The 26,920-nt window shown below is 41.6% G+C and carries 27 protein-coding genes; 11 read left to right on the top strand and 16 right to left on the bottom strand.

The genetic code is table 11. The features are described 5' to 3' along the window. The first annotated feature begins 160 nt into the window (after positions 1 to 160). Entirely contained in the window at positions 161 to 805 is a 645-nt protein-coding gene (locus tag DYI25_RS06775; RefSeq protein ID WP_213367650.1) for an SDR family oxidoreductase, read from the top strand. Positions 806 to 879: 74 nt separating this feature from the next. Here DYI25_RS06775 and DYI25_RS06770 read toward each other — a convergent pair whose 3' ends face one another. After that, positions 880 to 1,929: a mechanosensitive ion channel family protein gene (locus tag DYI25_RS06770; protein WP_213367649.1), complete on the bottom strand. Its 1,050-nt coding sequence runs from the start codon at positions 1,927 to 1,929 to the stop codon at positions 880 to 882. A gap of 98 nt (positions 1,930 to 2,027) precedes the next feature. Then, positions 2,028 to 3,269: an erythromycin esterase family protein gene (locus DYI25_RS06765; RefSeq protein WP_213367648.1), complete on the bottom strand. Its 1,242-nt coding sequence runs from the start codon at positions 3,267 to 3,269 to the stop codon at positions 2,028 to 2,030. A 184-nt stretch (positions 3,270 to 3,453) separates the two neighbouring features. On the opposite strand from DYI25_RS06765, the gene DYI25_RS06760 reads away from it, so the two are divergent. Further along, entirely contained in the window at positions 3,454 to 3,780 is a 327-nt protein-coding gene (locus DYI25_RS06760; protein WP_213367647.1) for a DUF962 domain-containing protein, read from the top strand. A 103-nt stretch (positions 3,781 to 3,883) separates the two neighbouring features. Here the strand turns inward: DYI25_RS06760 and DYI25_RS06755 are convergent, their stop codons facing one another. Both DYI25_RS06755 and DYI25_RS06750 read right to left on the bottom strand, forming a co-directional pair. Then, complete coding sequence (locus DYI25_RS06755; RefSeq protein ID WP_213367646.1) at positions 3,884 to 4,600, bottom strand: YebC/PmpR family DNA-binding transcriptional regulator; 717 nt, start codon at positions 4,598 to 4,600, stop codon at positions 3,884 to 3,886. Between the two features lie 280 nt (positions 4,601 to 4,880). Next, positions 4,881 to 5,672 (bottom strand): alpha/beta fold hydrolase, encoded by a 792-nt coding sequence (locus tag DYI25_RS06750; protein WP_213367645.1) that lies wholly within the window; start codon positions 5,670 to 5,672, stop codon positions 4,881 to 4,883. A gap of 153 nt (positions 5,673 to 5,825) precedes the next feature. On the opposite strand from DYI25_RS06750, the gene DYI25_RS06745 reads away from it, so the two are divergent. Both DYI25_RS06745 and DYI25_RS06740 read left to right on the top strand, forming a co-directional pair. Next, the gene (locus DYI25_RS06745) at positions 5,826 to 6,974 is read left to right on the top strand and encodes a glycoside hydrolase family 18 protein (RefSeq protein WP_213367644.1); all 1,149 of its coding nucleotides are present in this window, start codon (positions 5,826 to 5,828) and stop codon (positions 6,972 to 6,974) included. A gap of 107 nt (positions 6,975 to 7,081) precedes the next feature. Continuing rightward, positions 7,082 to 9,151 carry a hypothetical protein gene (locus tag DYI25_RS06740; RefSeq protein ID WP_213367643.1) on the top strand — a complete coding sequence of 690 codons (2,070 nt, stop codon included), beginning with the start codon at positions 7,082 to 7,084 and terminating at the stop codon, positions 9,149 to 9,151. A gap of 232 nt (positions 9,152 to 9,383) precedes the next feature. Here DYI25_RS06740 and DYI25_RS06735 read toward each other — a convergent pair whose 3' ends face one another. The 5 genes from DYI25_RS06735 to DYI25_RS06715 form a co-directional block, all read right to left on the bottom strand. Beyond that, complete coding sequence (locus DYI25_RS06735) at positions 9,384 to 9,653, bottom strand: hypothetical protein (RefSeq protein WP_213367642.1); 270 nt, start codon at positions 9,651 to 9,653, stop codon at positions 9,384 to 9,386. A gap of 136 nt (positions 9,654 to 9,789) precedes the next feature. Beyond that, positions 9,790 to 10,062 (bottom strand): DUF1292 domain-containing protein, encoded by a 273-nt coding sequence (locus tag DYI25_RS06730; RefSeq protein ID WP_213367641.1) that lies wholly within the window; start codon positions 10,060 to 10,062, stop codon positions 9,790 to 9,792. Between the two features lie 111 nt (positions 10,063 to 10,173). Further along, positions 10,174 to 11,088, bottom strand: a complete 915-nt coding sequence (locus DYI25_RS06725) for a CBASS cGAMP-activated phospholipase (RefSeq protein WP_213367640.1) — start codon at positions 11,086 to 11,088, stop codon at positions 10,174 to 10,176. Between the two features lie 125 nt (positions 11,089 to 11,213). Further along, positions 11,214 to 12,674: an alanine/glycine:cation symporter family protein gene (locus DYI25_RS06720; RefSeq protein WP_213367639.1), complete on the bottom strand. Its 1,461-nt coding sequence runs from the start codon at positions 12,672 to 12,674 to the stop codon at positions 11,214 to 11,216. A gap of 347 nt (positions 12,675 to 13,021) precedes the next feature. Then, the gene (locus DYI25_RS06715; RefSeq protein WP_213367638.1) at positions 13,022 to 13,888 is read right to left on the bottom strand and encodes a dimethylarginine dimethylaminohydrolase family protein; all 867 of its coding nucleotides are present in this window, start codon (positions 13,886 to 13,888) and stop codon (positions 13,022 to 13,024) included. 174 nt (positions 13,889 to 14,062) lie between these two features. Between DYI25_RS06715 and DYI25_RS06710 the strand changes: the two genes are divergently transcribed. The 7 genes from DYI25_RS06710 to DYI25_RS06680 all read left to right on the top strand — a co-directional run bounded on the left by DYI25_RS06710 (position 14,063) and on the right by DYI25_RS06680 (position 19,423). Continuing rightward, positions 14,063 to 14,206 (top strand): hypothetical protein, encoded by a 144-nt coding sequence (locus DYI25_RS06710; protein ID WP_213367637.1) that lies wholly within the window; start codon positions 14,063 to 14,065, stop codon positions 14,204 to 14,206. Between the two features lie 12 nt (positions 14,207 to 14,218). Continuing rightward, positions 14,219 to 14,371, top strand: a complete 153-nt coding sequence (fbpA, locus tag DYI25_RS06705; RefSeq protein ID WP_213367636.1) for a Fur-regulated basic protein FbpA — start codon at positions 14,219 to 14,221, stop codon at positions 14,369 to 14,371. An 89-nt stretch (positions 14,372 to 14,460) separates the two neighbouring features. Then, positions 14,461 to 14,784, top strand: coding sequence for a MerR family transcriptional regulator (locus DYI25_RS06700; RefSeq protein WP_213367635.1), 324 nt, complete (start codon positions 14,461 to 14,463; stop codon positions 14,782 to 14,784). Between the two features lie 137 nt (positions 14,785 to 14,921). Next, complete coding sequence (locus tag DYI25_RS06695; protein ID WP_213367634.1) at positions 14,922 to 16,241, top strand: ammonium transporter; 1,320 nt, start codon at positions 14,922 to 14,924, stop codon at positions 16,239 to 16,241. 272 nt (positions 16,242 to 16,513) lie between these two features. After that, a complete protein-coding gene (locus tag DYI25_RS06690; protein ID WP_213367633.1) occupies positions 16,514 to 17,482 on the top strand; it encodes a DUF294 nucleotidyltransferase-like domain-containing protein in 969 nt (322 codons plus the stop codon). A gap of 11 nt (positions 17,483 to 17,493) precedes the next feature. Next, positions 17,494 to 18,222 (top strand): exonuclease domain-containing protein, encoded by a 729-nt coding sequence (locus DYI25_RS06685; protein ID WP_249745384.1) that lies wholly within the window; start codon positions 17,494 to 17,496, stop codon positions 18,220 to 18,222. Positions 18,223 to 18,400: 178 nt separating this feature from the next. Next, positions 18,401 to 19,423 (top strand): LLM class flavin-dependent oxidoreductase, encoded by a 1,023-nt coding sequence (locus DYI25_RS06680; protein ID WP_213367631.1) that lies wholly within the window; start codon positions 18,401 to 18,403, stop codon positions 19,421 to 19,423. Between the two features lie 95 nt (positions 19,424 to 19,518). Here the strand turns inward: DYI25_RS06680 and coaW are convergent, their stop codons facing one another. From coaW to DYI25_RS06645, 7 genes are all read right to left on the bottom strand, one after another. After that, positions 19,519 to 20,322, bottom strand: coding sequence for a type II pantothenate kinase (gene coaW / locus DYI25_RS06675; RefSeq protein ID WP_213367630.1), 804 nt, complete (start codon positions 20,320 to 20,322; stop codon positions 19,519 to 19,521). A 229-nt stretch (positions 20,323 to 20,551) separates the two neighbouring features. Next, entirely contained in the window at positions 20,552 to 21,751 is a 1,200-nt protein-coding gene (locus DYI25_RS06670; protein ID WP_213367629.1) for an ABC transporter substrate-binding protein, read from the bottom strand. A 90-nt stretch (positions 21,752 to 21,841) separates the two neighbouring features. Further along, positions 21,842 to 22,549, bottom strand: a complete 708-nt coding sequence (locus DYI25_RS06665) for an ABC transporter ATP-binding protein (protein ID WP_213367628.1) — start codon at positions 22,547 to 22,549, stop codon at positions 21,842 to 21,844. Continuing rightward, positions 22,542 to 23,306 carry an ABC transporter ATP-binding protein gene (locus DYI25_RS06660; protein WP_213367627.1) on the bottom strand — a complete coding sequence of 255 codons (765 nt, stop codon included), beginning with the start codon at positions 23,304 to 23,306 and terminating at the stop codon, positions 22,542 to 22,544. The genes DYI25_RS06665 and DYI25_RS06660 overlap by 8 nt, the downstream gene beginning before the upstream one ends. Before the next feature lie 2 nt (positions 23,307 to 23,308). Beyond that, positions 23,309 to 24,334, bottom strand: coding sequence for a branched-chain amino acid ABC transporter permease (locus tag DYI25_RS06655; RefSeq protein WP_213367626.1), 1,026 nt, complete (start codon positions 24,332 to 24,334; stop codon positions 23,309 to 23,311). Next, the gene (locus DYI25_RS06650; protein WP_213367625.1) at positions 24,334 to 25,197 is read right to left on the bottom strand and encodes a branched-chain amino acid ABC transporter permease; all 864 of its coding nucleotides are present in this window, start codon (positions 25,195 to 25,197) and stop codon (positions 24,334 to 24,336) included. The genes DYI25_RS06655 and DYI25_RS06650 overlap by 1 nt, the downstream gene beginning before the upstream one ends. Before the next feature lie 44 nt (positions 25,198 to 25,241). Beyond that, a complete protein-coding gene (locus DYI25_RS06645; protein WP_213369457.1) occupies positions 25,242 to 26,918 on the bottom strand; it encodes a long-chain fatty acid--CoA ligase in 1,677 nt (558 codons plus the stop codon). Positions 26,919 to 26,920: the final 2 nt, after the last annotated feature.

The following is a 26,920-nucleotide window of genomic DNA, read 5'->3' as shown; positions in this document are numbered from 1 at the left end:
ATTCTTGGTAATAGGATATCGGAACGGAAAATCGAAGCTTCTGTTATTTTCCCCAATTTACATTGTTCATACTTATCTGGCTTTCATGTTAAATTCATTACTTTTACAATAGTCAATAACGGGTAGATTATAGAAGGATGATTAAAGGAGGTTTTTAAAAATGAAAGTATTAGTTGTAGGAGCAAATGGACAGATTGGCAAACAACTTGTTGATCTGCTTAATGAAAGTAGTGAACATGAGGTAAGAGCGATGTTGAGAGAACCGGAACAAACTCCGGAGTTTGAAGACAAAGGCGTTGAAACAACAATCGCCAGCCTGGAAGGTACTGTAGAGGATATCGCATCTGCCGCAAAAGGCTGCGATGCGATTGTGTTCGCAGCAGGTTCAGGAGGGCATACAGGTCTGGATAAAACTCTCTTAGTAGATTTGGATGGCGCCGTGAAAACGGTGGAAGCTGCAGAACAGGTGGGTATTGGCCGGTTCATTATGGTCAGTGCCCTGCAAGCACATAAGCGTGAGAATTGGTCTGAAGTCATCAAACCTTATTATGTCGCAAAACACTATGCTGATCGAGCTTTGCTGCAGAGCAGCCTGAATTATACAATCATCAGGCCTGGTGGGTTACTGAACGAACCTGGTACGGGAAAAGTTCAGATTGCTGAAAATCTGAAAACAGGAACAATACCAAGGGTCGATGTAGCTAAAACCATATTAGCCTGCTTAAATGAAGAGTCTGCATTCAAAAAATCTTTTGATTTAATTTCAGGAGACATGGATATTGCAGAGGCGATTAGAAGTATTTAAATAGGGAACAAAAAGAGAGTTTACCCATGCTGGTAAACTCTCTTTTTGCTAGTCTGCTGCTGAAAATCCAAAGTTCAATTTGAATCCAACATCTGAAAGTTTACGGTTGGGAGCTGAATATCGTGTTTAACAAAAATCGCCGCAACCATATGTCTCAGTTTACTTTCGATCTTTTCTTTAATTTCAAAGTTAACGACCGGTATTTCAATCAAGAACTCCATCGCCTTGCTATGGAAATCAATAAAACGGATATCTGGCTTAGGAGAATCAAGGATACCCTTTTCATTTTCCTTGATTTCATTAACTGCTTGTTCAAGAAGAGCCTGTACCATATGTGTATCTGTGCCAAAAGCAACACTGATCTTTACCTGTGCCATCATTTCTGCACTAGTTCTATTCTTGATGATCTGCTCGATAAAATACTGGTTAGGAACAATCAAGGTACCTTCCTTTGCAGTACGGATAATGGTGGATCTTAAGCGAATATTTTCAACCCGTCCGACCTTATCATTAATCTGAATAATTTCCCCTACCTCAATCGGTCTTTCAAACAAAATTATGATACCCGATACAAAGTTACCAGCAACATTCCTCATTCCAAAACCAATACCAATTCCAAGAACTCCAAAAACTGCCCCTAGCGCAGTCAGGTTGATCCCTACGCTGGTCAAACTTACGACCAGGGCTGCAAACATAACAGTATAGTAAATGATTTGATTGAAAGTATATCCCAAACCCCTGTCTACTCCATAGTAATCATAGACAGAGGATAAAATATACTTATTAAATAATTTAATAAGCCTATGTGCCAGTGAAACGATGAGCAATGCAATGATAATCAGAAAGATTGATACTTTCACTTCCCCATGAGTATATAACGTTTCAAATAACCATTCATTCTTTGAGAAGGTTAATAAAAGCAAAATGATGATTCCATAAAAAGTTACCCAATCGGTAAGGGAATCGATTATAGGCAGAGCTCTTTGGAAAAATCTTGAGTTTTTTGCTGCCGAAAACTTGGCGGCCCTCTTGATCAGCCAATTTCCTAAAATAATCATCACTAAAAATATAGCAAGTTTTATAATTTCCTCGCGCGAAATGTCCCTAATAAAAGTATCTACCATGTTTACCACCTGCAATTCCAATATATCTGTCTATTCCTGTATAACATGCGGATTAAACTTAATAGTTCCAATGTTCCATTTCAGGGACGCTTTTCGGTTCATATGAATATTGGTGATAAGGCCTTGGTCTCATCAATAAAAATGAAGGCATCATATCTTCTGGAAACATAGGAAGGAACATAGTTGCCTAAATGTTCAAGCTCAGGGTCATAGACAACCCCTATGGCTCGATGGCCCAAAACACTTCCGAACTCCCTTTTATTTTTCTTGTTAAATAAAATATATTTATCAAAAGCCCCGGCCTGATGCAAAGCATCCTCCCAGCTGCCAACCTTAGCATCAGGTACCTCCATCACATTAACAGAATTGCCCCACTGATTAGAAGCTATCACTGTGCCACGGTGGGTTCCGAAACCAACTGCGTAAACCTGTTGACTATATTTTTCTCTTAGAATCTGCCCTACATTTATCATGCCATCATCCGCCATATCTGTTGCTCTTGCATCTCCTATATGAGTATTATGCTCCCAGATGATTGCTTTGGCTCTTTCACCATGGGCATTCATGACTTTTTCCAATGCGCTCACCATGTGGGTATCACGGATGTTCCAGTCCTCTGCACCGCCTTTCACCATGGCCCGGTAATAACGTTCAGCATCTAGCATGACAAGACTGTTAACCTCCAAATTCAAGTCACCCTCCTCCTCTTTTGGGTAGCTCTTGCGTTTATTCTGAAGGTCGATTAGAACCTTAATTACTTCCTCCGTACAGTCTTCTCCATAATAAACCGATGAAATCGCATAATTCTCACCGCGCCGCTCAAAGGGTTCAAAGCATGAAAAAGCCTGCTTTACTGATTCTACGTTCTCAGGAGAAATTCTTTCAAGCTGCTTGATGATTTCTTCCATCGACTCCCACAAACTATAAACATCAAGCCCGTAGAAACCAACTTGTTTGTCTGCTGTATCATTGTATTTCTGCAACCACTTTACAAGTTCCAGAATTTCTTCATTTGCCCACATCCAAGAAGGCCAGCGGTGGAAATCTTGTAAGGCGGTGTGAGCATCGGTTTTATTGTGTCCTTTAATATATTGATTCACTGTGAAACACGATGGCCAGTCACCTTCCACAGCAATAAATGAAAACCCATGCTCCGCAATTAATCTTTTACTGATTTCTGCCCTGATTGTATAGAATTCTGAAGTTCCATGAGAAGCTTCTCCTAGCATCACATATTGTTTATTTGCTGCTGCTTTTACAATCGAGTCCAAATCCTCGTATGTATCAATTCTTACTGCATGATTTTTAATTGATTGGACCAACCCGTCATTAAAATTCATGCTGCACCTCCAATTTTTTATAGCATTGTTAACACATCTTGCTTTGTAAGGCTAAACTTACCCGCCGTCTATCCTTTATTAATTTACCCCTTCATTCTGCAAGAAATCTGTCTTCTGGAAAATTTAGAGGGATTTTCTATTACACATAGAAATATATTTAGTAAATAGTATTAGGAGGTTGAAAATGGAGTTTAAAGATTATGAAGAATTTTGGCCTTTCTATTTATCGCAGCACAGTAAACGTTCAACAAGAGGATGGCATTTTGTCGGTACAAGTTTTGTTTTCGTATTTATAATCGCAGCGTTAATTACCTTGAACTTTTGGTTGGTATTGCTGGCGCCTGTTACCGCTTACGCGTTCGCGTGGTTCAGTCATTTCTTTATCGAAGGCAACAAGCCCGCTACATTTGGCCATCCCATCTGGTCACTCCGTGCAGATTTTAGGATGTACCGATTAATCTTATTACGTAAACTGGACAAAGAACTGTCGAAATATAAATTGGCAGGTTAAAGGATCTTTTTGTAGACTTTGAAGCTTGCAAAACGAAAGCAAAAACTAAAAAACAAACCCATTCCTCTGTAGAATGGGTTTGTTTTTGTATAAGAAAATTCAATTAAGCTAAATCCACATTATGGTATACCTGCTGGACATCCTCTAAATCTTCCAGGGCATCAATAAGCTTCTCGAATTGTTCCTGTGTTTCTTCGTCAAGTGTAACCTCGTTCTGAGGCAGCATTGTTAGCTCAGCGACAGTAAAGTCAGTGATACCCGCATTCCTAAATGCTTCCTGGATAGCGTGGAATTGATCAGGCTCACCATAAATAATGATGGAATCGTCTTCTTCAAGGATATCGCGTGCATCAACATCCGCTTCCATCAATATTTCAAGTGCCTCATCAGCTGACTTTCCTTCAAAACCGATTACAGCGGTTTTATCGAACATATAAGAGACGGATCCAGCTACTCCCATATTGCCGCCATTCTTTCCAAAAGCAGCGCGTACATTTGATGCTGTACGGTTTACATTGTTTGTAAGTGCATCAACAATCACCATTGAACCATTAGGACCAAAGCCTTCGTAACGAAGCTCCTGATAATTTTCTTCAGCTCCGCCCTTGGCTTTTTCAATTGCCCTGTCAATAATAACTCTTGGTACATTATATGTCTTCGCTCTTTCGAGGACGAATTTCAGCGCCTGGTTGGATTCTGGATTTGGTTCCCCTTGTCTGGCTGCAACATAAATCTCAAGCGCGAATTTTGAATAAACCCTGCTTGTATTTGCATCCTTGGACGCTTTCTTCTCTTTAATGTTGTTCCATTTACGACCCATAAATTCCACTCTCTTTCAACTTATATCAGATAGCTGCCTTAAAGTTCCGGCAGCAGCTGCTCACAGATAATATTATACCTTAAATAGGAGATTTGTTAAGAGGTTAGCGCCATAGTCCCTACTATTGTCCAAGTCAAATCTATTGATAACGATTGGATGTCCACCTAAAATAATTCTGTCAACCAATATATCCACTCCTTATAGACTTGCTGAATACCATTCTACCACTTATCCATTGCGTAAAAAAAACACCTGCCCTTGGACAGGTATCTTGGACTCATTATATTTTTTCTAGAAAATCTTTCATTACCGTAACAAGTTCTTCCGTCTGTTCATACATGCTCATATGGCCTGCATCTTTAATGGTCTTCTTTTCGATATTTGACTTGGTCACAGTAAATGTTTTTTCAGCAGGAATGATTTGATCGTGTTCGCCTGCAATCAGGAGTACGGGAAGTGCAGTCTCCACTAACACTTGATTTCGATCTGGCCTATTCTTCATAGCCACCAATGCGCTGACAAGGCCTTCCACTTTCGTCGTCATGCCAATTTTGACAGTCTCTTCGATTTCCTTTGCATTCACTTCAGTATTATCAGGAGAAAATAGCTTCCTGGAAAGTCCTTCGATAAATGGTCCTGCTCCCTCTTCCTGAATCTTTTTTGCATTTGTTTCTCTAGCTTCCTTCGCTTCCTCAGAATCCTGATTAGCCGTCGAATGTACCAAAGAAAAACCGTTTAAATACTGAGGATACAGCTCGGCAAAAGCCAGGGTGATATATCCGCCTAGCGAATGACCAAACATTGTCACTTGATCTAATTCTAATTGATCAAGTAATTCTTTAACTGTTTCAGCCATATCCTCTATTGAATTTTTGTCTTTCTCCAAGCCTGAGGCTCCATGTCCAGGCAAATCGAGTGCAATCACCCTGTGCTCGTCTGCCAATTGAGGAATGATTTTGCCCCAATATTGCTTGCTGCCAGCAAAACCATGTATTAGGACGATTCGATTTCCTTTGCCCTCATCATAATAACTTAATTCTGTACTCCCAGCTCTAACCTTCTTTGAGTCCATATTATCCGCTCCAATCATTCAGTATATTTATTATATTCCCCCGGTTCTCGTTTATTAATCTATCGCTTTAATAGATAGGCTGATATTTCCACAGCTATAACGGTGTATTCTCTGTTACAATTTTGAGGTTGATTAAACTCAGGAGGACAACATATGAAAATACGCTTTCTGCCCCTGTTGGTCATTATCCTCATCTTCGTGGGCGGTTTTATATTTGGAACAATCTATTCGAATACGCAAAAAACCAAAACGATCGCAACCAGTGCTCAAGCTGCACATTCAGTCAAAATACCAGCAGTTAAAAAAGAACCTCAATTGAAAAAGCAAGAATCAAAGGTTTTGATTGGATATGTCCAGGATTTCAGGAAGCCAGACGAGATCGATTACAAAAGCTTGACTCATGTGATATTTTCCTTTGCACATCCAAACAAGGATGGCAGCCTGTTAATGAATGGGGATCATGCTGTCAAAAATTTAAGGGCAATTGTTACTAACGCTAAAAAACACGATACGAAAGTTATGCTGGCAATCGGTGGCTGGTACCATATCAATGGCGGGGAATCTTATGATTATTTCAAAGCAGCCATATCAAACTCTGCATCAAGAAAAAAACTAGTTCACGAGCTTGTAAGTTTTACTGAAAAAGAAAAGCTTGATGGAGTCGATATCGATTTTGAGCACCCTCGCTCAGCAGAAGACGCCCGCTATCTGGCTGATTTTGCAAAAGAATTAAGGGAGCAGCTGAAACCAAACGGTAAAGAACTGTCTATCGCTGTAAACGCCAAGGTGCATAGCGTGACAGGTACTGAAATTCATTCTGTTGTTTTTGAGCCATCCATGTTCAAATATTTTGACCATGTCAATTTGATGGCATACGATGGTCAATGGGATGGAAAGTATAACGCTGCGAATTTATCGCCTTACTCTTATTCTGCTAATATAGTGGATTACTGGACGGCACTTTTTGACCAGCATGGATTTTCAAGGGACAAACTGGTCCTGGGTGTGCCGCTATATGCACAGCCTGAAGATCCATTGATCAAACAGGTTTCTTACGAAGCTCTAATCAATCACCATCCTGCTAATGCCGGAAAAGATCAGGTCGAGATGAATGGGACAACATATCATTATAATGGCCATTTGACATTGAAAAAGAAAACAGACCTTGCACTCTCACAACAGCTGGGTGGCATGATGCTTTGGGAAGCGGGTCTTGATGCTAAAGGGAATCATAGTGCCACAGCTTTAATCGCAGGAGAATTAATAAAACAAGAAGATCCTCGATACTATATCAGGAAATAATAAAGGAAGCCGCTATTGGCTTCCTTTATTCGTGGTCCTGTTGGACACCGTTTAGTTACTGCATGAATAAGTTAGCAGTAAAGAACTAGACGGTGGTGAACTGATGAATGAGATTGCCAACTATTTTATCCGGGCCAATCATTAGAAGGGTCGAACCTTCTTCAATAAATATTTGGATTGCTTTAAGCTGCCAGGTTGAAATCGACGCTCAATTATTCCAGATCGATATTACTGGTACAGACGAAGAGAAGCATTATATTCCTTTAGGAATTCATATTGAAACGAAAACGTTCAAAGCAGGAGAGCAGTTATTTATATATTTGGTTAAAATTTCTCCTGACCATTCAAATTTCCCTCCATGCACTCTCCTTGGCTATGATTTAATTTTTAAAAGAGGGCAACTTGTCCATAATCTAGGTAGTTATAATCTGCTCAACCCTGATAATCCCCGATCAATTGTATACGGAGACCTTAAATATCCCGCATTTTATATAGACCATGAAAGCGAGCCTACAAACTTGCTGTACGGCTCCTGCCGAAAGCCGCATGGACAGGGTGATGATGCCCTTTTTGCAGCCGATGCCCTCGTTGAAAATATCCATCTTAATTCTTCAGAGAGGCCTAATGCCTTATTTTTAATGGGAGACCAGATATATGCTGATGATGTTGCTGACCCGCTCATTCCTATACTGACTGAACTTGGCAAGGAATTGATCGGTGATAACAGAAATGGCATTTTACAGGAGCTCCTTCCAGAGAACTTAAATACCCGACTCGACCAGGTGAATGGACGGCAATTCCTGGTTGAACATCTCGCCAACTTTTCAACCAGAAAGGGTGATAACCATCTGATCACTTTTGGTGAATATGCAGTCATGTATTTATTCAGCTGGAGTCCGGATATTTGGGATTACATCCATGAAAATGACCTTATTCTCTCCTTTCAACAGCTACAGGAAAAAAATAAACTTCACCTTAAACTGGATAAAGATGAAAAGAAAAGAATGAAGGAACTCTCCATGCTAGAGGCGAGATATGAGGAGCAAATTGAAAATGTGAGGGACTTTGTCGTCTCACTGTCTGCAGCAAGGCGTTTGATGGCTAACACGCCAACCTACATGATTTTTGATGACCATGACTTGACTGATGATTGGAATATATCCGAAAAGTGGACTGCTTCTGTCAGAGAATCTCCTTTGGGCAAGTATATCATCGGTAACGGTCTTACCGCCTATTGGCTATTCCAGGGATGGGGAAATGAACCCGAAGGCTTTGATCAGACATTTCTCCAAAAAGTTAATAGCTATATTACCTCAACTAGCATTGATTCAGCCAGTTATAGGGAAGGACTGAGTTATCTCTGGGATTTTCATTCCTGGCATTTCATTGCTCCTACCAATCCGAAAACAGTCTTCCTTGATACAAGGACCCAGCGAGAGTTCGACCCATGGCCAAAGCCAGTTAAACTCGGAAGTGTGATTAAAGAAACAACTCGTACTCCTCTCCTGATCAGCGAGTCAGGCTGGGAGGCCATTACCAAAAAATTGATGCGCAGCGGCTGGAGAAGCAAAACTCCCCTGAATATCGTTTCACCGACGCCTTTTTACGGAATGGGATTAATCGAATCCTTTCTCCATAAATATGTATTTCCATTCAAAGTTTTAGGCTTCCCAGTCCAGACAACCTTTGATTTTGATGGATGGAAGTACAATGGAAAAGGCTTTTATGCTTTTATTTCACAAGTTGTCAGCTGGGACCCTGCGTACTGTGTATTGCTGTCCGGAGATGTGCACTTCTCCTCATCCGTGAAATCAGATGTCCAGTTCAGTGAAGGTAAAAAACATTCCTTCTTTCAATTCACAAGCAGTCCCATTCATAATGATAGCTTTACAGGGTTATGGGGAGTGTTAATGAAGTCAGTGCTTTGGCTCAACGCTCGCAAACGGCGTGAGCAGTCCCTTTACCGAAGCTGCGGCGAAACTTACAATATTACCCTTGGTAAAAGTGATTTAAATCCGAATGAAAAACGCTTGTGGGAAGAACGTATACACTACAATTCTTTTGAAGATGGCAGCATTGCCGAAACGAAAAACTCCATCGGTTACCTGAAGGCAGAAAAAGGCAGACTGGAAAATACCTTGCTAATGACAGTGGATTATGGCGAAAGTGTGGAATAAATCTGATTTACAGGTTATTTTTCTGGAAACAGTGATGATTTTCCAATGTGTATTTAAAAACAAAAAATCAGAAGCATTAAAATCGTACAATTAACGCGAAATAACCCAGGGGACTATGCCTCTGGGTTTCTTTTTAATCATATTTACATTAAAAGAAGGCTTGTAATGTAAAAGTACTGTATCTCAAGAAAATATGGCTAAATGGGAAGCAATAAACATCTTAACTATAATTCTATGACCCGATCTCTTCAAATTCTTTAATTTTCTCGAGCCTTTCTACCAGCACCATGCACTTCCTGTCGCCAATTTCATAGATGTACATTTTATGGCCATTTTCCTTAAGGAGCTTCTTGAATTGGATCTCGCCTGATAAGTCATAACCGTTTGCTAAATCCGAAATTTTCTTCAGTATTTGCTCCCTGCTTGGTTCGACAGTAGATGCTATTTTAATAGGTATAGGAATTCCCTTAATTTTAAAGGTAACAAGGACGACGCTATCCAATTGAATCAACTCCTTTCAAAAACAATTCGACAAACGCGCATGATTTCCTCCTATTTACAAGTTTTTTTGCCGAAGCAGCCTGTACCACTATTTAAAATATCAAAAAAGGAGCGAGGATTAACCTCCCTCCTGCTCATTATTCTCCTTCTTCATTCATTATTTCATCAAATGCCGCAGAAACCTTTTCGAATTCATCATCCGATTCAATTGCTGCAAAATCTCCATCTTCGTCCATTTTCAGAAAAAAGATATCAATGTCTTCGTCCGTTTCTGTCTGAAGGTCATCAACAAAGCTTACTGCTGCATAGTCAGTCCCTTCAATCGTCACCATACCGATGACCTCGACCTCTTGCTCCACATCATTCTCGTCGCTTATTGTGAATACTTCGCCAACTTCAAGTTTTTCCATCGAAAGTCCCTCCTGTCTTTAATTACAAAGCATAGTATCTCAAAACTATAGAATCCCCATTCTAATTAAGACTAAGTTAAAAAGGATATTTTAGCCAGCATAAAGTAATATTTATTTATCTGATAAAAATGATCCTATTTTTTCTTTATTGTCATGAAAAACTTGCTGTCCCAGAGCCTTTAACTTAGCCATATTTGTAAAATCGTCAAACGGAACTTCTTCCGATAACTCTGTATTCAGGCGAAGGTATTGTTCGCCGAGTAAAAGGCGGCAATGATAAGATACTGATTCAGAGGATAAATCCATCGCCAAATCCAACAACTTTGGCGTGACCTTAAAAGAAGGAAACTGGAATGGCAGCCATTGACGGATTCCCCAGTACTTTTCCTTATCTATGGTAAAATCGATATTCTGTTGTCCTGTACCAATAGATAGTATTTCAATTTCATCCAAGGCCGCTTTAAAATGGTGCAAGGCCTCAGTAACACACACCAATGAAGGGTTATTAGCCCATAATCCTCCATCGATTGATAAATATTGATTGTTCACATTGTTGGGAGGAAAATAGATCGGCGCTGAACAGGAAGATAGAACGGCATCCCATAACTTTATCGATAATTCATTTTCGGACGAGTAACCAAAGTCGGTTCGATGGACATAAGGCTTACCGTGTGTTATATCAACAGCAGGTATCAACAAAGGTTTTTCAATATCTCCAAGAGTAATGTCCTTAAAGGCCTGTTTTAACAGCCGCCGTAAATACCTGTCACTATAAACACTCTTTAAAAGACCTATCTTTGATTTTCTCTCAAAAATCCTTTCACCATAAGTCTCGTATCTTCCCATCAACTCTTGCATCGAAGTGTTCAAAGCAACTGATGCAGCAATGATAGCCCCTGTACTTGTCCCTGAGATTACATCAAACAGTTCACCCACAGGCTTTCCATACTCTTCTTCTATCGCTTGCAGGATGGCAATCGGGAAAATGCCTCTTATACCGCCACCGTCAATGCATAATATTCTCATGAAATTCCCCCGATTTGTCCTTAATGCTATCATTCTTCCCATTCCACCAGGACAATATAATCAAACCAAAAGAAGTCAAAAAAAGAGCTGCCTATAGAGAAGGCAACTCTTCTTAAGTGACATAATTATGATACTTTTTCCTTATCATGCTTGAAGGAATATTCTTCTTCCCAGTACTCAGCATTTTTGATGCCAAGCTTTTTGGAATTGAAGACCGGATCAAGTCCTTGCTTTTTCTGTTCCTCATAATCCTTCAAGGCAATTAACGCTGGCTTTGCAAGCAGGACTATGGCTATAAGGTTAAGCCATACCATCAATCCGAGGCCTGCATCTCCAAGCGCCCATGCTAATGACGCTTCTTTTACTGCTCCATAGAAGACAGCACCAAGGATGACAATCTTCAGAATGAACATTGGAACTTTTCCATCCCTGCCTCTTAGAAGATAAGCAATATTCGTTTCAGCCATATAGTAGTATGCCATGATTGTTGTGAAAGCGAAGAAGAATAGTGCTACAGCAACAAATTCCGCCCCGAATCCAGGGAGAACTGCATCAACAGCCGCCTGTGTATATCCTGGCCCAGCTTCCACGCCTTGAAGATTTTCTACAATGAATGCACCGTCAGCACCAACTGTGTTGAACATGCCTGTGAACAGGATCATGAATGCTGTTGCGGAACAAACGAATAAAGTATCAATATAAACGGAAAATGCCTGGACAAGACCTTGTTTAGCCGGGTGGGAAACCTCTGCAGCAGCCGCTGCGTGTGGGCCAGTTCCCTGTCCTGCTTCATTGGAGTAAATTCCTCGTTTTACACCCCATGCAATCGCGCTGCCAAGAATACCGCCGAACATTGAATCAGCACCGAATGCACTTTTGAAAATCAATGAGAAAACGGCTGGCACCTCAGAGATGTTCATCCCGATAATGACAAGCGCAACAAGAATGTAGCCAACTGCCATAAATGGAACAGTATATTGGGCTACGGAAGCAATTCTTTTTACACCACCGAAAATGATCAGAGCTAAAAGAGCAATTACAACGAAACCTGTCACTGATTTGCTTACGCCAAATGCGTTTTCCAAACCAAGCGCGATCGAGTTAGACTGAATACCTGGCATCAATAATGACATTGCCAGAAGCGCTGCTATAGCAAATACAATAGCAAACCACTTGATTCCAAGTCCTTTTTCGATGTAGTATGCAGGACCCCCTCGGTAGAGACCATCTTGCTTAACTTTGTAAATTTGAGCAAGTGTTGATTCTACGAATGCACTGCCTGCCCCGATAAATGCAATCGTCCACATCCAGAATACCGCACCAGGTCCGCCCATTGCGATAGCAGTGGCAGTACCTGCGATATTACCAGTTCCTACACGGCCGGATAAAGCAATAGATAAGGCCTGAAAAGATGAAACACCCGCATCGGAACTTCTACCTTTGAACATGAGTGTTACCATGTCCTTTAAAAGTCTAACTTGTAAAAATCGTGTCAGGATCGAGAAGAGCAAGCCGATTCCAAGAATGATATAAATGACCGGATTGCTCCATAAAATCCCATTGAGCCAAGAAACAAAAGCTTCCAAATGAATCCCCCTTTACAATTTTGATTTCTTGCTATTTTGAATTATAAGATAATTTTACCTAAAGGACAATCAAAAACTGATATTTAACAGTAAACATTTTATTAAACTGTTAAAAAACACAAGTTCGGGCAGTTATTTTTGCTGGTTTCCTGGAAACCTGACCTGTGTTGCTCTGGTTCGGACAGGTTATCGCTGGATTTATCTAAAGCTGTCTGAAGTTGCTCCATGTTCTGACAGCTTACCACTGGTTTCCTCTAAAGCTGTCCGAGTCACCCTCTCTTCCCTTAAACGAAAAAAGCGGGAGACGACTTGTCTCCCGCTCATTATCATTATTTCTTTTTAAGGTATTAATGTGTGCTCTTCTCTCGCAAAATCGGAAGTGTACAACAGCGGAATGATCCGCCTGATTTAATGATTTCTGTGATATCGACTTCGATTACTTCAAACCCCTTACTTCTTAACTGTTCATTAACTCCTTTATTTACAGGCAAGCTGAGGATTCTATTATTTCCGATAGAAAGCACATTCGTTCCGAGAGTAAATTGTTCTTCTTCGCTAACGTCAATCAAGTCATATTTTGAACTGAACAAATTAATATCTTCCTCTGTCAATGAAGGCCGATAGATTAATGCGACTTCTGGTGAAACGACATTAAAGACACAGTCAAGGTGCAAATACTCGGCTTTAAATGGAATAGCCCGAACGTTGAACTGCGGAAGCAATCCTTGTAAATGGTCTGCAGCCTGCTGGTTAGTGCGGTTGCTTAACCCAACGTACACTGTATCCTGGTCAATGACAACATCCCCACCTTCGATCTGGTCTCCTAGCAAGTTATAATAAGAGATTTCCTCATCCTCGAGCCACTGTTTCAGGACATCCTCCTCTCCCTTGCGCACATCACTAGCCATATCAGCAACAAAAATGGTTTGGCCGAGTGTAAAACCGATATCCCTCGTGAACACTTGCTCGGGGTATTTCTTATGATATGGAAGCAGGATGACCTCCACCCCGTAATTTTTTAATGTATTCACAAATTCATTGTGCTGCTCCAAGGCAACTTCTATATGTATGCCTACATCCTTGAAATGTTTCTGGGTTTCATTTATCACATCTCGGATTGTCATATATTGTGGCTGACAAAGAATGACCTTTTTAAGTACATCATATTCATTTATGACATAACCTCTATTTTCCGGCTGAATATTTTGTTCCATCTTTATTCCTCCTTATGGACAAATCATTATAGGTTTACCTTTTTCTTATGTATTCATTAGTCATCAACGAAAAATCTGGTCAGAAATCCTAACACATTTACTGACTGCAATTTAAAATCCCCTTATGATAAAAAAATTAAAGGTAACCCATTTAAATGGAAAAGGGGAACGAAAATGGACCAACGAAAGGATTTGAATTTGGCTTACTTAATAATCTTGATTGATGCATACCGGGATGAATTATTCGAGGAGCTATTGAATAGACAAGGAAATCATGCACAGGAACTGTTAAGGGCAGTGCAAAATGATTTTTATTAGGGGGGATATAATATGTCATTTCATTTACGTTCTGCAGTTGAAAAGCTAAAGGACCATTATATTCGCCACCTGCTTACTTCAGGAATTACTGACGAAACTGAAGAAGATTTAAAAAAATTAACGATTACGGAACTTAAAAATATCAGTAAAGGCCTAAATAAATGAGCTTTAAAGTTAATCTTTGCTAAAAGAAGTCTCATGTGAGAAAATATAACATAATATAAATTACCCCCATTGAAACGTGGTGAATTAGGTTGGCAAATGAATCTTCTTATAAAGACAAAAAAGTAATCACGATAGGAATTGTAAAAGAATTAACCGGACTTTCAGAACGGCAGATTCGTTATTACGAAGAAAGGAAGCTGATATTCCCGGACCGGACACCTGGTGGCAGCAGGAGATATTCTTTTGCTGACGTTGAACAATTAGTCGAGATTGCCAATAAAATCGAAGACGGTGTCCAGACATACGAAATACGGCAGGAAATGATTCGAGAAAAGAAACGGACTGATGAAGAAGCTCATAAGAAAATGATCCAGGGACAATTGAATGCCCGTTTCGGCGTTCGAAAATACTAAACTATAAAACCTTCAAAATTGGAGGTTTTTTCTTTTTATCCAAAAAACATGTGAGGTTTTCTTACACAACTGTAGATTGATTAAAAAATACATGCGAGAATACAAACTACATTCACAATTTGAAGGGAGAGGCACAAATGGATACGGTATTTTTAATGAATAGTCTATGGGTTATGATTTCCGCAGTTTTAGTTATTTTGATGATTGGAGGTTTCATCCTGCTTGAAACAGGATCAACACGAATGAAGAATGCCGGCCACATTGCCGGAAAAACGATTTTGACATTTGGGATTTCATCAATTGTTTTCTGGGCTGTAGGTTATGGTCTTATTTTTGGAGAAGGTAACTCGATTTTGGGATTCTCGGACTTTTTCTATTCAGGCTATGATATAGAGGGTTTAGGACTTTCAGGGGCTGTATTCTTTCTATTTCAACTGGCATTCGCCGGGATATCTTTAACGATTGCCTTTGGCGGATTTGCTGAGAGAGCAAAATTATCTGTATATCTTGTTTTTGCACTTCTATTCTCAGTATTAGTTTATCCGTTCATCGCCCATTGGATTTGGGGCGGCGGCTGGCTTGCAGAACATGGAAAACAGGATTTTGCTGGTTCAACTGTTGTCCATCTTACTGGTGCAATGGCAGCTCTGGCAGCAACCATTCTTCTAAAGCCGCGTATTGGAAAATACAATAAAGATGGTTCAGCTAATAATATTGAAGGTCACAATCAGGTCTTCACAGCATTGAGCGTATTGTTATTATGGGTTGGCTGGTTTGGGTTTAATGCAGGAAGCACTGTTTCTGTTGATGGAGCATTCTTTGGGTTTGTTGCTCTCAACACGAATCTTGCGGCAGCTGCTGGTACGGTTGCAGCCATGCTCATATCATGGATTGTAGTAGGCAAAGCTGATGTTCCAATGATGCTTAACGGAGCGCTCGCAGGTCTAGTGGCCATTACGGCATCCTGTGCTTTTGTTGATACTTGGGCAGCGGTTGTCATCGGACTGATTGCCGGCATCCTTGTTTTCTATAGTATTCGCTTCTTTGAAAGCAGAAAGATAGATGATCCTATCTTTGCGCTTTCAGTACACGGTACGGCTGGTGTTTGGGGAACTTTATCAACAGGATTCTTTGCAACCCCCGAGTTAGCCACAGTTGGGAAACCAGGTTTGTTTTATGGAGGAGGTTTTGAACAGCTGGGAGTACAGGCGTTGGGAGTTGTGGCCTCGGGTGCCTTCGCTTTCATCGTATCTTATATCATCTTATCGATTATGAAGGTAGCAATGAAGGGCTTGAGGGTAACAGAAGAGGAAGAAATCATTGGCCTGGATATTAGTGAACACGGAAGCTATGGATATCCGGAATTGGTCAATAAAGAAGCAGCAGCAAAGGGATCAATCGAGGTCACCGGCACTGCCAATGTCCCTTTGAGTTCACAGCATCCATCTGTCAATTAGATTATTGAAGTTTGAGATTATTGAGCGGCGGCCCCTATTGCGGGCCAGCCGTCTTTTGATTAGGCTCTTTTCGTTAACTCTGTTGCTTTCACAATCAAAAGTAAAAACCGGTACCTGGGTTTTTATGATTACTAATTCATTCCCTATTCGGTAATCTCCTTGAAAAGAGCTCCGATTCTAAAAAAGAACGCGGATATTATAATGATTTCGAAAAGCAACAATCAATGCGAAAACAACCCTTTTATTAATGGAGAAAGGAGGACGTCCGACTTATGAACTTCAATGACTATTCAAATATAAATGCAATTAGAGCCAGAGGGCTGTCTGACGTAACTTTTAGCAATGATCAATTAAATCATTTCCATGACTTAATCTATGAACAAGTCATATCTGCTGCAGTAAGCAAATTGTCAAAGGAATTCGGGAACCCCCCTTCCCCTTTCTGTTTCTTCGTCATGGGCAGTGCTGGGCGGATGGAGCAATCTATTTGGAGTGACCAGGACCACGGACTTGTTTTCAAAACAAACAGTAATGAATCACAGGAGTACTTTTTAAAGTTAGGTAAAGAGATTGCAGAAGGATTAGATCTGGCTGGCTATAAAAAATGTTCCGGCTCTGTTATGGCCAGCAATCCATTGTGGTGTAAATCTCTGAAGGATTGGGAGAATCAACTTGGACTTTGGGTTGGTGTATCTTCATGGGAGTCAATTCGATATTTGCTTATATTCGCCGATGCCAGGACCATCTATGGCGACCATAGCCTATTAAATATCTTGAAAGAAAAAGCCTTTGATGAAGTTAAAAGAGAGCAATTGCTGTTAAGAATGCTTCATAACACAATGTTTCTTAAAAAAGGGGTCGGAGTACTTGGTCAGCTGCTTGTAGAAACTCATGGCGCTTTTACTGGATCTATTAATCTAAAGGAGACAGCGTTTTTCCCCTTTGTAAATGCAGCAAGGCTGTTGTCATTTTACGAAGGGATAAAAGAAACTCCGACTCTCTCCCGTATCAGTCTTTTATCTGACGTCGTGATGCCACATCAAGATAAATCTTTGTACAGCCGTAATTTTTCTGCACTGCTTGACTATCGCCTTAAACATGGAAGTCACAGGGATTATGACTCCGGGCACTACGTTAACATTAATAAGCTTGCTAAAGATGAAAAGAAAGCATTAAAGGAGATTCTTAAAGTTGGTGAACAATTTTATGAACATGTCAGAAAGCTGCTTGAAAGGAAGTGATTTTTTTGGGAATGAATGATATGATTCGTTTCTTTCGGCAAATGACCGGGAAGCTTGGATCGAACATCTATGCCGGAATGCCAACACACTCAAATCCACAGCAAATGTCGTTTTTAAGACAGCTTCAAAAAGAAATGAAGGAAGGAAATAGCCTTGACTGTCCATTGGAAGAATTGCCAGTCGTAGTTTTTGACCTTGAGACAACAGGCTTTTATCCTGAAAAAGGCGATAGAATCATCTCTATCGGAGCTGTCAAAGTGATTGGGTCCACAGTACTTGAAAATGAGGTGTTTTATTCATTAATCAACCCTGAAATTTCAGTGCCTACTGATGTCCTTAAGCTGACTTCTATTACTGAGGAAGAGCTCTTGACTGCCCCGAAAACTTCACAAGCCCTGATGGAATTTTTAAATTTCATAGGCAGCTCAGTACTTGTAGCTCACCATGCAAAACATGAGCAAGCCTTTATGAAGAAATTCACAAGCAATCATTTACGCTTAAATTTTGAACACAGAGTAATTGATACTTCATTTTTGATCAGAATATTCCAGCCCGTTGTTAATTCCCTGCCTTTGGAACAAATTTGCCTTGAGTGCGGGATTGAAGTGAAAAATAGGCATCATGCATTGGCGGATGCTAAAATGGCAGCGAAGCTTTGGGCATTCTATATAAAAAAAGCCCAGGAGCATGGTTACCAGAACTTGCGGGAGGTTTATGAATACCTATCCTTAAAAAGATAAGCTTGTTCCCCGCATCCCTCCTCACCCCCCTCTTTTAAATGTTCTCATTCCTAATATCTCAAATCATTTTATTTTGATTACCGAAAGATTATTGGTACTATTGAATTGTATAAACGCTGGGAACAGGAAAAAGGCTACTCCTGGCAGTTAATATTATTCAATGAAGGAAGATGGAAAAATGACCGACAACAAACGTATAAACGATATCAAATATTCCGTGCTTGACTTGTCCCCGATTCTTGAAGGCGGCACAGCTGCACATGCGCTCAAAAACACACTTGACCTTGCCCAGCATGCTGAAAGTTGGGGATACAACCGCTATTGGTTAGCAGAGCACCATAACATGCCTGGCATCGCAAGTTCAGCTACCTCGGTTGTAATCGGCCATGTTGCAGCGGGAACAACCTCCATTAAAGTTGGCTCGGGCGGGATTATGCTCCCTAACCATGCTCCACTGGTGATTGCTGAACATTTCGGTACGCTTGAATCCCTATTCCCGGGACGGATCGACCTTGGACTAGGACGCGCTCCGGGTACTGACCAGGTGACGGCCTATGCCTTACGGCGCGAACGTCGCAGTGATGGTCAGGATTTCCCTGAGCAATTGGATGAACTTCGTGCATATTTCAATCCGGAACTCGATTCGCAATATCGAAGTGTCAGGGCGATTCCCGGCGAAGGATTGAACATTCCAATCTGGCTATTAGGCTCAAGTGGCTATAGTGCACAGCTTGCGGGACAACTAGGTTTGCCGTTTTCTTTCGCCAGCCATTTCTCACCGGAAAATACATTAGGTGCACTCAAGCTTTACCGAAGGAGCTTCCAGCCTTCAGAAGATTTGCAAGCGCCTTACGCAATGGTCGGAGTAAACGTGATTGCTGCCGAAACGGATGAGGAAGCAGAGTTCCTCGCAACCTCCATGCAGCAGCAGTTCCTTAACCTGTTCAGGAATAATCCTAGTCCATTGCTCCCCCCTGTCAAGAACTTGGAAGACAAGCTCAGCGAGTATGAAAAAATGCTGCTGGACAGCCGTATTGGTTCATCAATCGTTGGAAGCCCAGAAACCATCAAAACTAAGCTGCAGCAATTCCTGGATGAAACACAAGCAGACGAAATGATTATCAACGCACAAATATTTGACCATAAAGCTAGACTGAAATCCTTTGAAATTGTTTCTGATGTTTTTAAAGGAAGGAATTAAATTACTTCTGGTTAGAAAGAGGAGAATCTAAAAAATAGATTCTCCTCTTTTAATTCGGCTACTTTTTACGATTTTAATTAGTAGGTAAGTTCATATTACTTGAGCATTGCTCCGATTGCTCCGCTGAATTCCCCGTTTTGAAGAAAGATTGGGTCCAGACCCGACATTTTACAATAAGAATCAAGGCTGTCTTGCATTGGCTTATTGCCTGCGAGTGTACTTCCTATGAAAATGACTTTCTTTGTGCTGTGTAGAGCAGCAGCTTGTACAGTTAGAAGAGTTATGGTCTCTGTAATCATATTCAAAACTGACGCCATTCTGTCGGCTGAAGAGCTTGAATGGATTGCTTCTGTCTTGGCGAAGTTGCTTGCAGTTAAATCGCCACGAATTGGTGGTTCTTCCGGATGATAGATATCCTTCACCAGCAGGTCCACGGTTCCCTTTTTACCAGAAGCAGACAAACTTACCAGACTTGCAAAATCACTTGGATCGGCCAAAAGTTTTCCCATTCCCATAAATGTACCACCGCCGATTCCGCTTCCAAGAATTCTGTCATAGTGTTCACCTTCAAGCTTAAACCAGGAAGTGCCGGTTCCAATATTGATGAGCAAGGATTTTTCATTATTATGTAATCCTTCCTTCATCATTAAGTAATTCGCACCTTCACATGCTGCAGTAAATTCATCGACAATCTCAGCGTCCGGAAAAAAATTCGCTTTAATTTTTCCTGCTCTCCCGCCTGTCAGGAAAATCGTTTTGTTTGAGGAAACCATTTTCAGCCACTCTAGTGCAACATCCATTTCCCCAATTGGTTGTTTCCGGAAATGCATTCTTCCATTTTCTTCATAAGCTATTTTGATTAATGACCCTCCAGCATCTATGCCGATCCTATTCTTCATGACTTCTCCCCTTTCGTGAAAATCACCCAAGTTATACCTTATTTCCTATTTTAAGTCTTCGTAAAACTTGAAAGCAAAGAAAAAAGCGGCAGTTATTTTAACTGTCGCTTTCTCAAATTCCATTTCTTTTGTATTATCCAAATCAGGCAGGATGCGATTGTAACTGTGACAAAAGGCTTAAGACTTGGAACAATTGTCCTTTATTTACTAACGATCAAATAACTTTCTTTTAATCTACCTTGATTGGAACAACCTTCCCATCCTCAATCGCTGCTACGATCAGCTCGGCTTCAAATCCACCATTAGGGTCAATCTTTGGAATGACATATACTTTTTTGTCTTCTGGAAGATTATCCAGACCATCCTGCATATTCGCCATGATTTTTTCTGGATCATCTACTGATCCTGCAGCTTTTATGGCTTCAGCAAAAGCATACATAGCGATATAGTTCAAGCCGGCTTCAGAACCAGGGTCCTCATTGTGTTTTGCCCGATAGTTCTTAACAAATTCGGGAATGCCGGGACTGTCAGAATTGACAAGTGGCATTACTCCAATCGCTCCATTAAGGACATCATAGCTGCCGGTAACCTTTTTCATTTCATCGAACTTTGCCTGGTCCATGACAATGAATCCACCTTTGAAGCCTAGTTCTCTCGCTTGTTTAGCAACTTTTGCTGTTGGCTCGGATGGTCCTCCGATAAATAAGACATCAGGCTTCTCCTTCAGGGCATTCGTTATGATTGTAAAGAAATCAGTATCTTTCGCAAAGTCGATTGATGAGTTATAGACGACTTTCCCGCCTGCTTTTTCCCAGTGTGGCTGAAGCTTTTCTGCCCAGTCCTTCCCGTACTGTGAAGCAGTAGGCAGAAAGGCAATTTTCTTGCCGAATTTCTCCATTGTATAATTTGTGAATGGCTCAAGGTAGCCATCATAACGAGGAGGTATTCTGACCGTTAATTTATTGCCGCCTTCCGTTACCTTAGGTTCACTAGTGTATGCGCCAATAATGAATTTTTCCTGCTGGTTAAACACTTGCAAAGCAGCCACACCACCACTGTGCGGAGTGAAAATAATCGGTGTCTTGTTTTCCTGCAAAAGTCTCTTTGCGTTCGCTCCCGCTTCATTTGGCAAATACTTGTCATCCAAGGACACGATATTGAATTTATACTTCTTTCCATTTACTTCAACTCCGCCGGCCTTGTTAATTTCTTCGGCTGCCATTTGCACGCCATTCAAAGTCCGTTCTCCATAAAAGGCTGCTGGCCCGCTTAACGGCCCTGTATAACCAATATTAATAGTACCTTCTCCTGATTGTGCTTCAGTATCCGTTCCTGCTGTATCCGTTTTTTCAGAGCTATTGCAAGCGGCAAGGCTGAAAATCAAAGCAAACATCACACTTAAGATCAATAACAGTTTAGACTTCTTCATTTGCTTTCCCCCTAAAATTTTATTTTCTTAATATTCAGAAATATTATCTGGTACCGCTTCGCAACCACCTCCCTAAAGACAGAAGTTGTTCTAAGCACCGATATAAGCTTTCTTAATCTCATCATTCGCGAACAGTTCCTCTGAAGTACCTTCCAGCACAACAGCTCCGTTTTCAAACACATAACCTCTATCAGCAATCTTCAAGGCTGCATTGGCATTTTGTTCCGCCAGGAGAATTGTCGTCCCTTCGCGATTGATCTTCTTGATCACTTCAAACATTTGCTCTACTATCAACGGAGCGAGTCCTATTGAAGGTTCATCTAGAAGCATCAGCTTCGGTTTAGCCATCAGTGCTCTTCCAATGGCGAGCATTTGCTGCTGGCCTCCACTCAATGAACCAGCCATATCATCCTGCTTCTCTTCTAAAATAGGGAAAAGTTCATATACGTGCATTATCGATTCTTTTATCCCCTTCTTGTGCTTTCTATGGACGTAGGCTCCCATTTTCAAATTCTCGTGGACTGTCATTGAAGGGAACAATTTACGCCCTTCTGCACACTGGACAATGCCTGACTGGACAATTTTATCAGGAGAGCGTTTGTTAAGGGGTTCACCTTCAAATTGAATGCCTCCGGAAGACGCCTTGTTCAGCCCGCTGATTGTTTTGAAAAGGGTGCTTTTTCCTGCCCCATTCGCCCCTAGCAAAACAACGATTTGACCAGGCTGAACCTCGAGATTAACATTATGGACAGCTGTGAAGCTTCCGTATTTTACTGAAACGTCCTGCAGTTTAAGCACTGGCGCTCCCTCCCAGATAAGCCTTGATGACAGCGGGATCATTCCTGATTTCTTCTGCAGTACCCTCGGAAATTTTCTCTCCGTAGTTAAGAACCATGATTTTGTCTGCCAGCTTCATGATCATTTGCATCTTGTGTTCAATCAGGCAGACAGTGATCCCTGTATCGACCATTTTCTTCATTAATTGGGCCAGTCCCTCTGTTTCATCAGGATTGACCCCGGCTGCAGGCTCATCAAGAAAAACAATCTCTGGTTCCGTCGCCAGAGCCAGCGCAAAGGCCGTCCGTTTTTTCTCTTCCTGAGTCAGGCTGCCAACTAATTTCCCGGCAACCTTTTCCAATCCGGTAAATCTTATCACTTCGAGAGCCTTTTCTCGGCATCTGTCTTCTTCTCTTTTCAATCTCTTTGTTCTCAAAACAGCATCCATCAAATTTGATTTTGTCCTTAATCTGTGCCCGACGATCACATTGTCAAGCACGGTTGATTGTTCAAACAGATTGGTAGTTTGAAAGGTGCGTGCAATTCCCATTTCCGCTATTTTATTAGGAGGCATATTGGTGATATCTTGCCCTTTCAGAATAATGCTGCCTGAGCTCGGAGGATGGAAGCCGCTGATTAAATTGAAAAACGTTGATTTTCCGGCACCATTAGGTCCGATGATGGCATTGATTTTCCCCTTTTCTATTGAAAAATCAACGTTATTGACTGCTGTTAAACCGCCAAATTTCTTCGTTAAATTCTTCGTTTCAAGAAACATCCTTATCCCTCCTTCACCTGATTTTTCGCGGAGATTGAGCTTTGTGAAAATCGTTCTTCCAGCTGGGCTTTTGCAAGCTTTTTCTCAGCGCGCTTTACATTCCATCCAGCAATCGAACCTGCGATTCCTCGCGGGTAAAAGATCACCAGCAGTGTAAGGATTGGACCAAAAATGAGCATGCGGTAATCCTGAAGAAATTGTAGCTGTTGTGAAATCCAAACTACCAAGACAGTACCCACGATTGGGCCTGAAAGCGTGCCAATCCCGCCAATCAAAAGATAGGTCAGCAAATCAAAGGTGATGACGATGTTGCCAATATCAGGGCCGATGAAGCGGATGAATGAGGCGTAAAGAGCTCCTGATAATCCGGCAAAAAAAGTCGAGAGTACGAATACTTCGAGTTTAGTTTTCATTGTGGATATACCGATTGTTTGTGCCAGGTCCTCACTATTGCGAATAGCAATGTAAGTCCTTCCTGTCAGGGAATGCACGATCCGATAGACAATCAGGATTACACCAAGCAGGATGGCGAGGACAAGGTAATATTGTGATAATGGGGTTTCAAAGGAAATCGGGCCGATATTTCCTGGTGCCGGGATCCCGATAAGCCCTCGGACACCCTCTGTTAAGCTGTCCCACTTATCAATGACAAGATAAAGGATATACCCTACACAAAGCGTATAAATGGCAAAGAAGTGTTCTTTTGTCCTAAGAGCAATCAATCCAATAAAAAATCCAAGAATGCTAGTGATCATCAGGGCAAGAACAAAAGCCAGCCAAAAATTCATTTGCGCTTTTACTGTCAAAAGACCTAAGGAATAGGCACCTACGGCAAAGAATCCAGCATGCGCCAATGATAGATAACCAGTATACCCGGCTAATAGATTAAGCCCGTAAACACCAATCATCCAGATGAAAGAGAGAGTCATGACATGGATGAAATAGTCATTTTGCGTCACAAACGGGAAGACGATGGCGAATAGCACGAGTGCTGGAATGATAATTCGTTTGTTTAGGATTTTTGCCACTAGTGCCCCCCCTTTGCAAAGAGACCGGTTGGTTTTACTGATAGAATGATTACCAGCAAGATGAACGCGATGATATCTTTATAATCGTTAGATATATACGTTGCCCCCAGGCTTTCACTAAATCCTAAAATATAGCCACCTATGATGGCACCGGGAATGCTTCCCATACCGCCGAGAATGATGATGACAAATGCCTTTAAGATGACTAGCTGTCCCATGCCGGGAAAAACCAGATTTATTGGCGCAGCCAGAGAGCTGGCTATCGCCGCAAGCCCTCCGGAGATGAGGAACGTCAGCATCGCCACCCGGTTTGTATTGATTCCTACGAGGTTAGCCCCGTCACGGTCCTGTGACATTGCGATAATGGATGACCCTGTATAAGTCTTTTTTAGGAAAAGGTAAAGCAGTACCATGACGGCAATCGCCGCAATGATGATTAGTAATCTTTGCATAGTAAAGGTCAATCCGAACAACTGGATGACCTGGCCATATGGCGTAGGCATTGTTTGGTAGTCAGCTCCCCAGACATATTGGGCAAAAGCTTCCAGAAACAACAGTATTCCAATTGCCGCAATTTTGTCGTGTATAGGAGGTGCATGTCTTAATGGGTAAAAAACTAATCTTTCCATCAGTACACCAATAAGTCCGACAACAATGACAGAAACAAGGATAGCCAGCCAATAATGAAGCCCGTACTGGACCATCATCATCAAGGTGATATAACCACCCATCATGTATAGGGCACCGTGAGCGAAATTCGGAATATGAAGGATACCATAAACTAGAGTAAGCCCAAGGGCCACTAGTGCATAAACACTACCTATGGTAAGCCCATTGAACAGCTGCTGAACCAAAATCTCCATCAAAATCCTCCTTATAATTTAATAGCTGCCTTCACGGAGTGCTTTTATCTCACCTGTTTTTCAGCCTTTTCCCGTTCTTCCTCCTGTAATTTCCGCCATAATATCTTGCCGCTGCTTGTCATTGGGAACTGTGTCCTGAACTCGACCTCACGGGGATATTTATACGCTGCCATATGCTGTTTTGACCATTCGATAATTTCATCTTCACTTATTTCTCTATCGTATCCCTCATTTAGGATCACGAAGGCCTTTACGGATTCACCTCTTCTAGGGTCTGGAATACCAACCACCACCGCCTGTTGTATGGCCGGATGCTTGTAAAGATAGGATTCAACTTCAGTTGGCCACACCTTATAACCGGAGGCATTGATCATTCTTTTGACACGGTCGACCATGAAGTAGTATCCTTCTTTATCGAAACGGCCTATGTCACCTGTCCTGAAAAACTTTTTGCCTTCTATGTCAATGAATGAATTTCTGTTTTCATCTTCCCTGTTGTAATAGCCAACCATTACCTGCGGGCCATTGACGACGATTTCACCTATCTCTCCCGAACCAAGTTCTTTTCCGGATGACGGTTCAATAACCCTTGCATCGACATCAAAAGACGGGATGCCAAGGCACTGCATTTTAGGTCTGTCAGGCGGATTGAAGTGCGTCTGGGCAATTGTTTCTGAAAGTCCATACCCTTCCACAAACCTCAGTCCTGTAAGGTTGTATAATTTTTCTCCCACAGCCTCAGGGAGCGCCGCACCGCCGCCTGATATCGAGGTTAACGTTGCGATGTCCTCTTTTTTCAGTTTAGGATTTGCAAGGAAGTCAACGATCATTGTTGCAATTGCCACCCAGTGCGTGCATCCTTGTGATTGAATCAGTTCAACTGCTGCCTCGCGGTTCCACCTTGTCATCAGGACCATCGTGCTGCCAGAAAAAATCGGCATATGCATGCTGTGGACCATTCCGGTAACATGGAACAAAGGCAGGGTGGTTAAATGAACCGCACTGGCGGTAGAGCTCGACCAGTGGTACGCACCGATGGTATTCGCCTGAACGGTGCGGTTCGTATGCATACAGCCTTTGGGCAGCCCAGTGGTTCCAGAAGTATAAGGCAGCACAACAAGGTCATCTGCTCTGGTCGTATGTTCGCCTGGTTCATACTGTGCACCAATGGATTCCTTCCAGTGGAAGTGTCCTGGCTGATCGTAAACCTTTCCTTCTGCTTCTACCTCCGGGGGCACCGTTCCGCTGAATTCATTCCCTTTATAATCAGAATAAGCGGCAACTACCACATTATTTAATGGCGTCGTTCCTATGAGTGGCTCAACCTTGTCATAAAGCTCCTGGCCAACAAGCGCGGAATTTATCTCACAATCCTTGATATAAAAGCTTAACTCATCTGTAGTCAGCATTGGATTGATGGGTACCACGACTGCATCAGCTCTTGAAATGGCATAGAATCCAATCACGAACTGTGGTGAATTTTGCATGAACAACAGGACTCTTTCCCCTTTGGCAACTCCCAGCTTTTGATGAAGGAAGCCTGCAAGGGCGTTGACTTCCCTATCAAGCTCCTTATAGGAAATTGCATTGCCGTAATAGTAGATTGCGTCCTGGTCAGGATAACGAGCTGCACTGACTTGTAAATTTTCATAGAGTGAGGTTTCAGGCAATTTCAGTGATTTAGAGATTTTCGGCCAATGCTCAAAATGAAGATTAGGCATCA

It is taken from the genome of Mesobacillus boroniphilus, from assembly GCF_018424685.1.
GTDB classification, from domain to species: domain Bacteria; phylum Bacillota; class Bacilli; order Bacillales; family Cytobacillaceae; genus Mesobacillus; species Mesobacillus boroniphilus_A.
The sequence above is the reverse complement of the archived record's forward strand: the minus strand, read 5'-3'. Positions and strand labels throughout refer to the sequence as shown.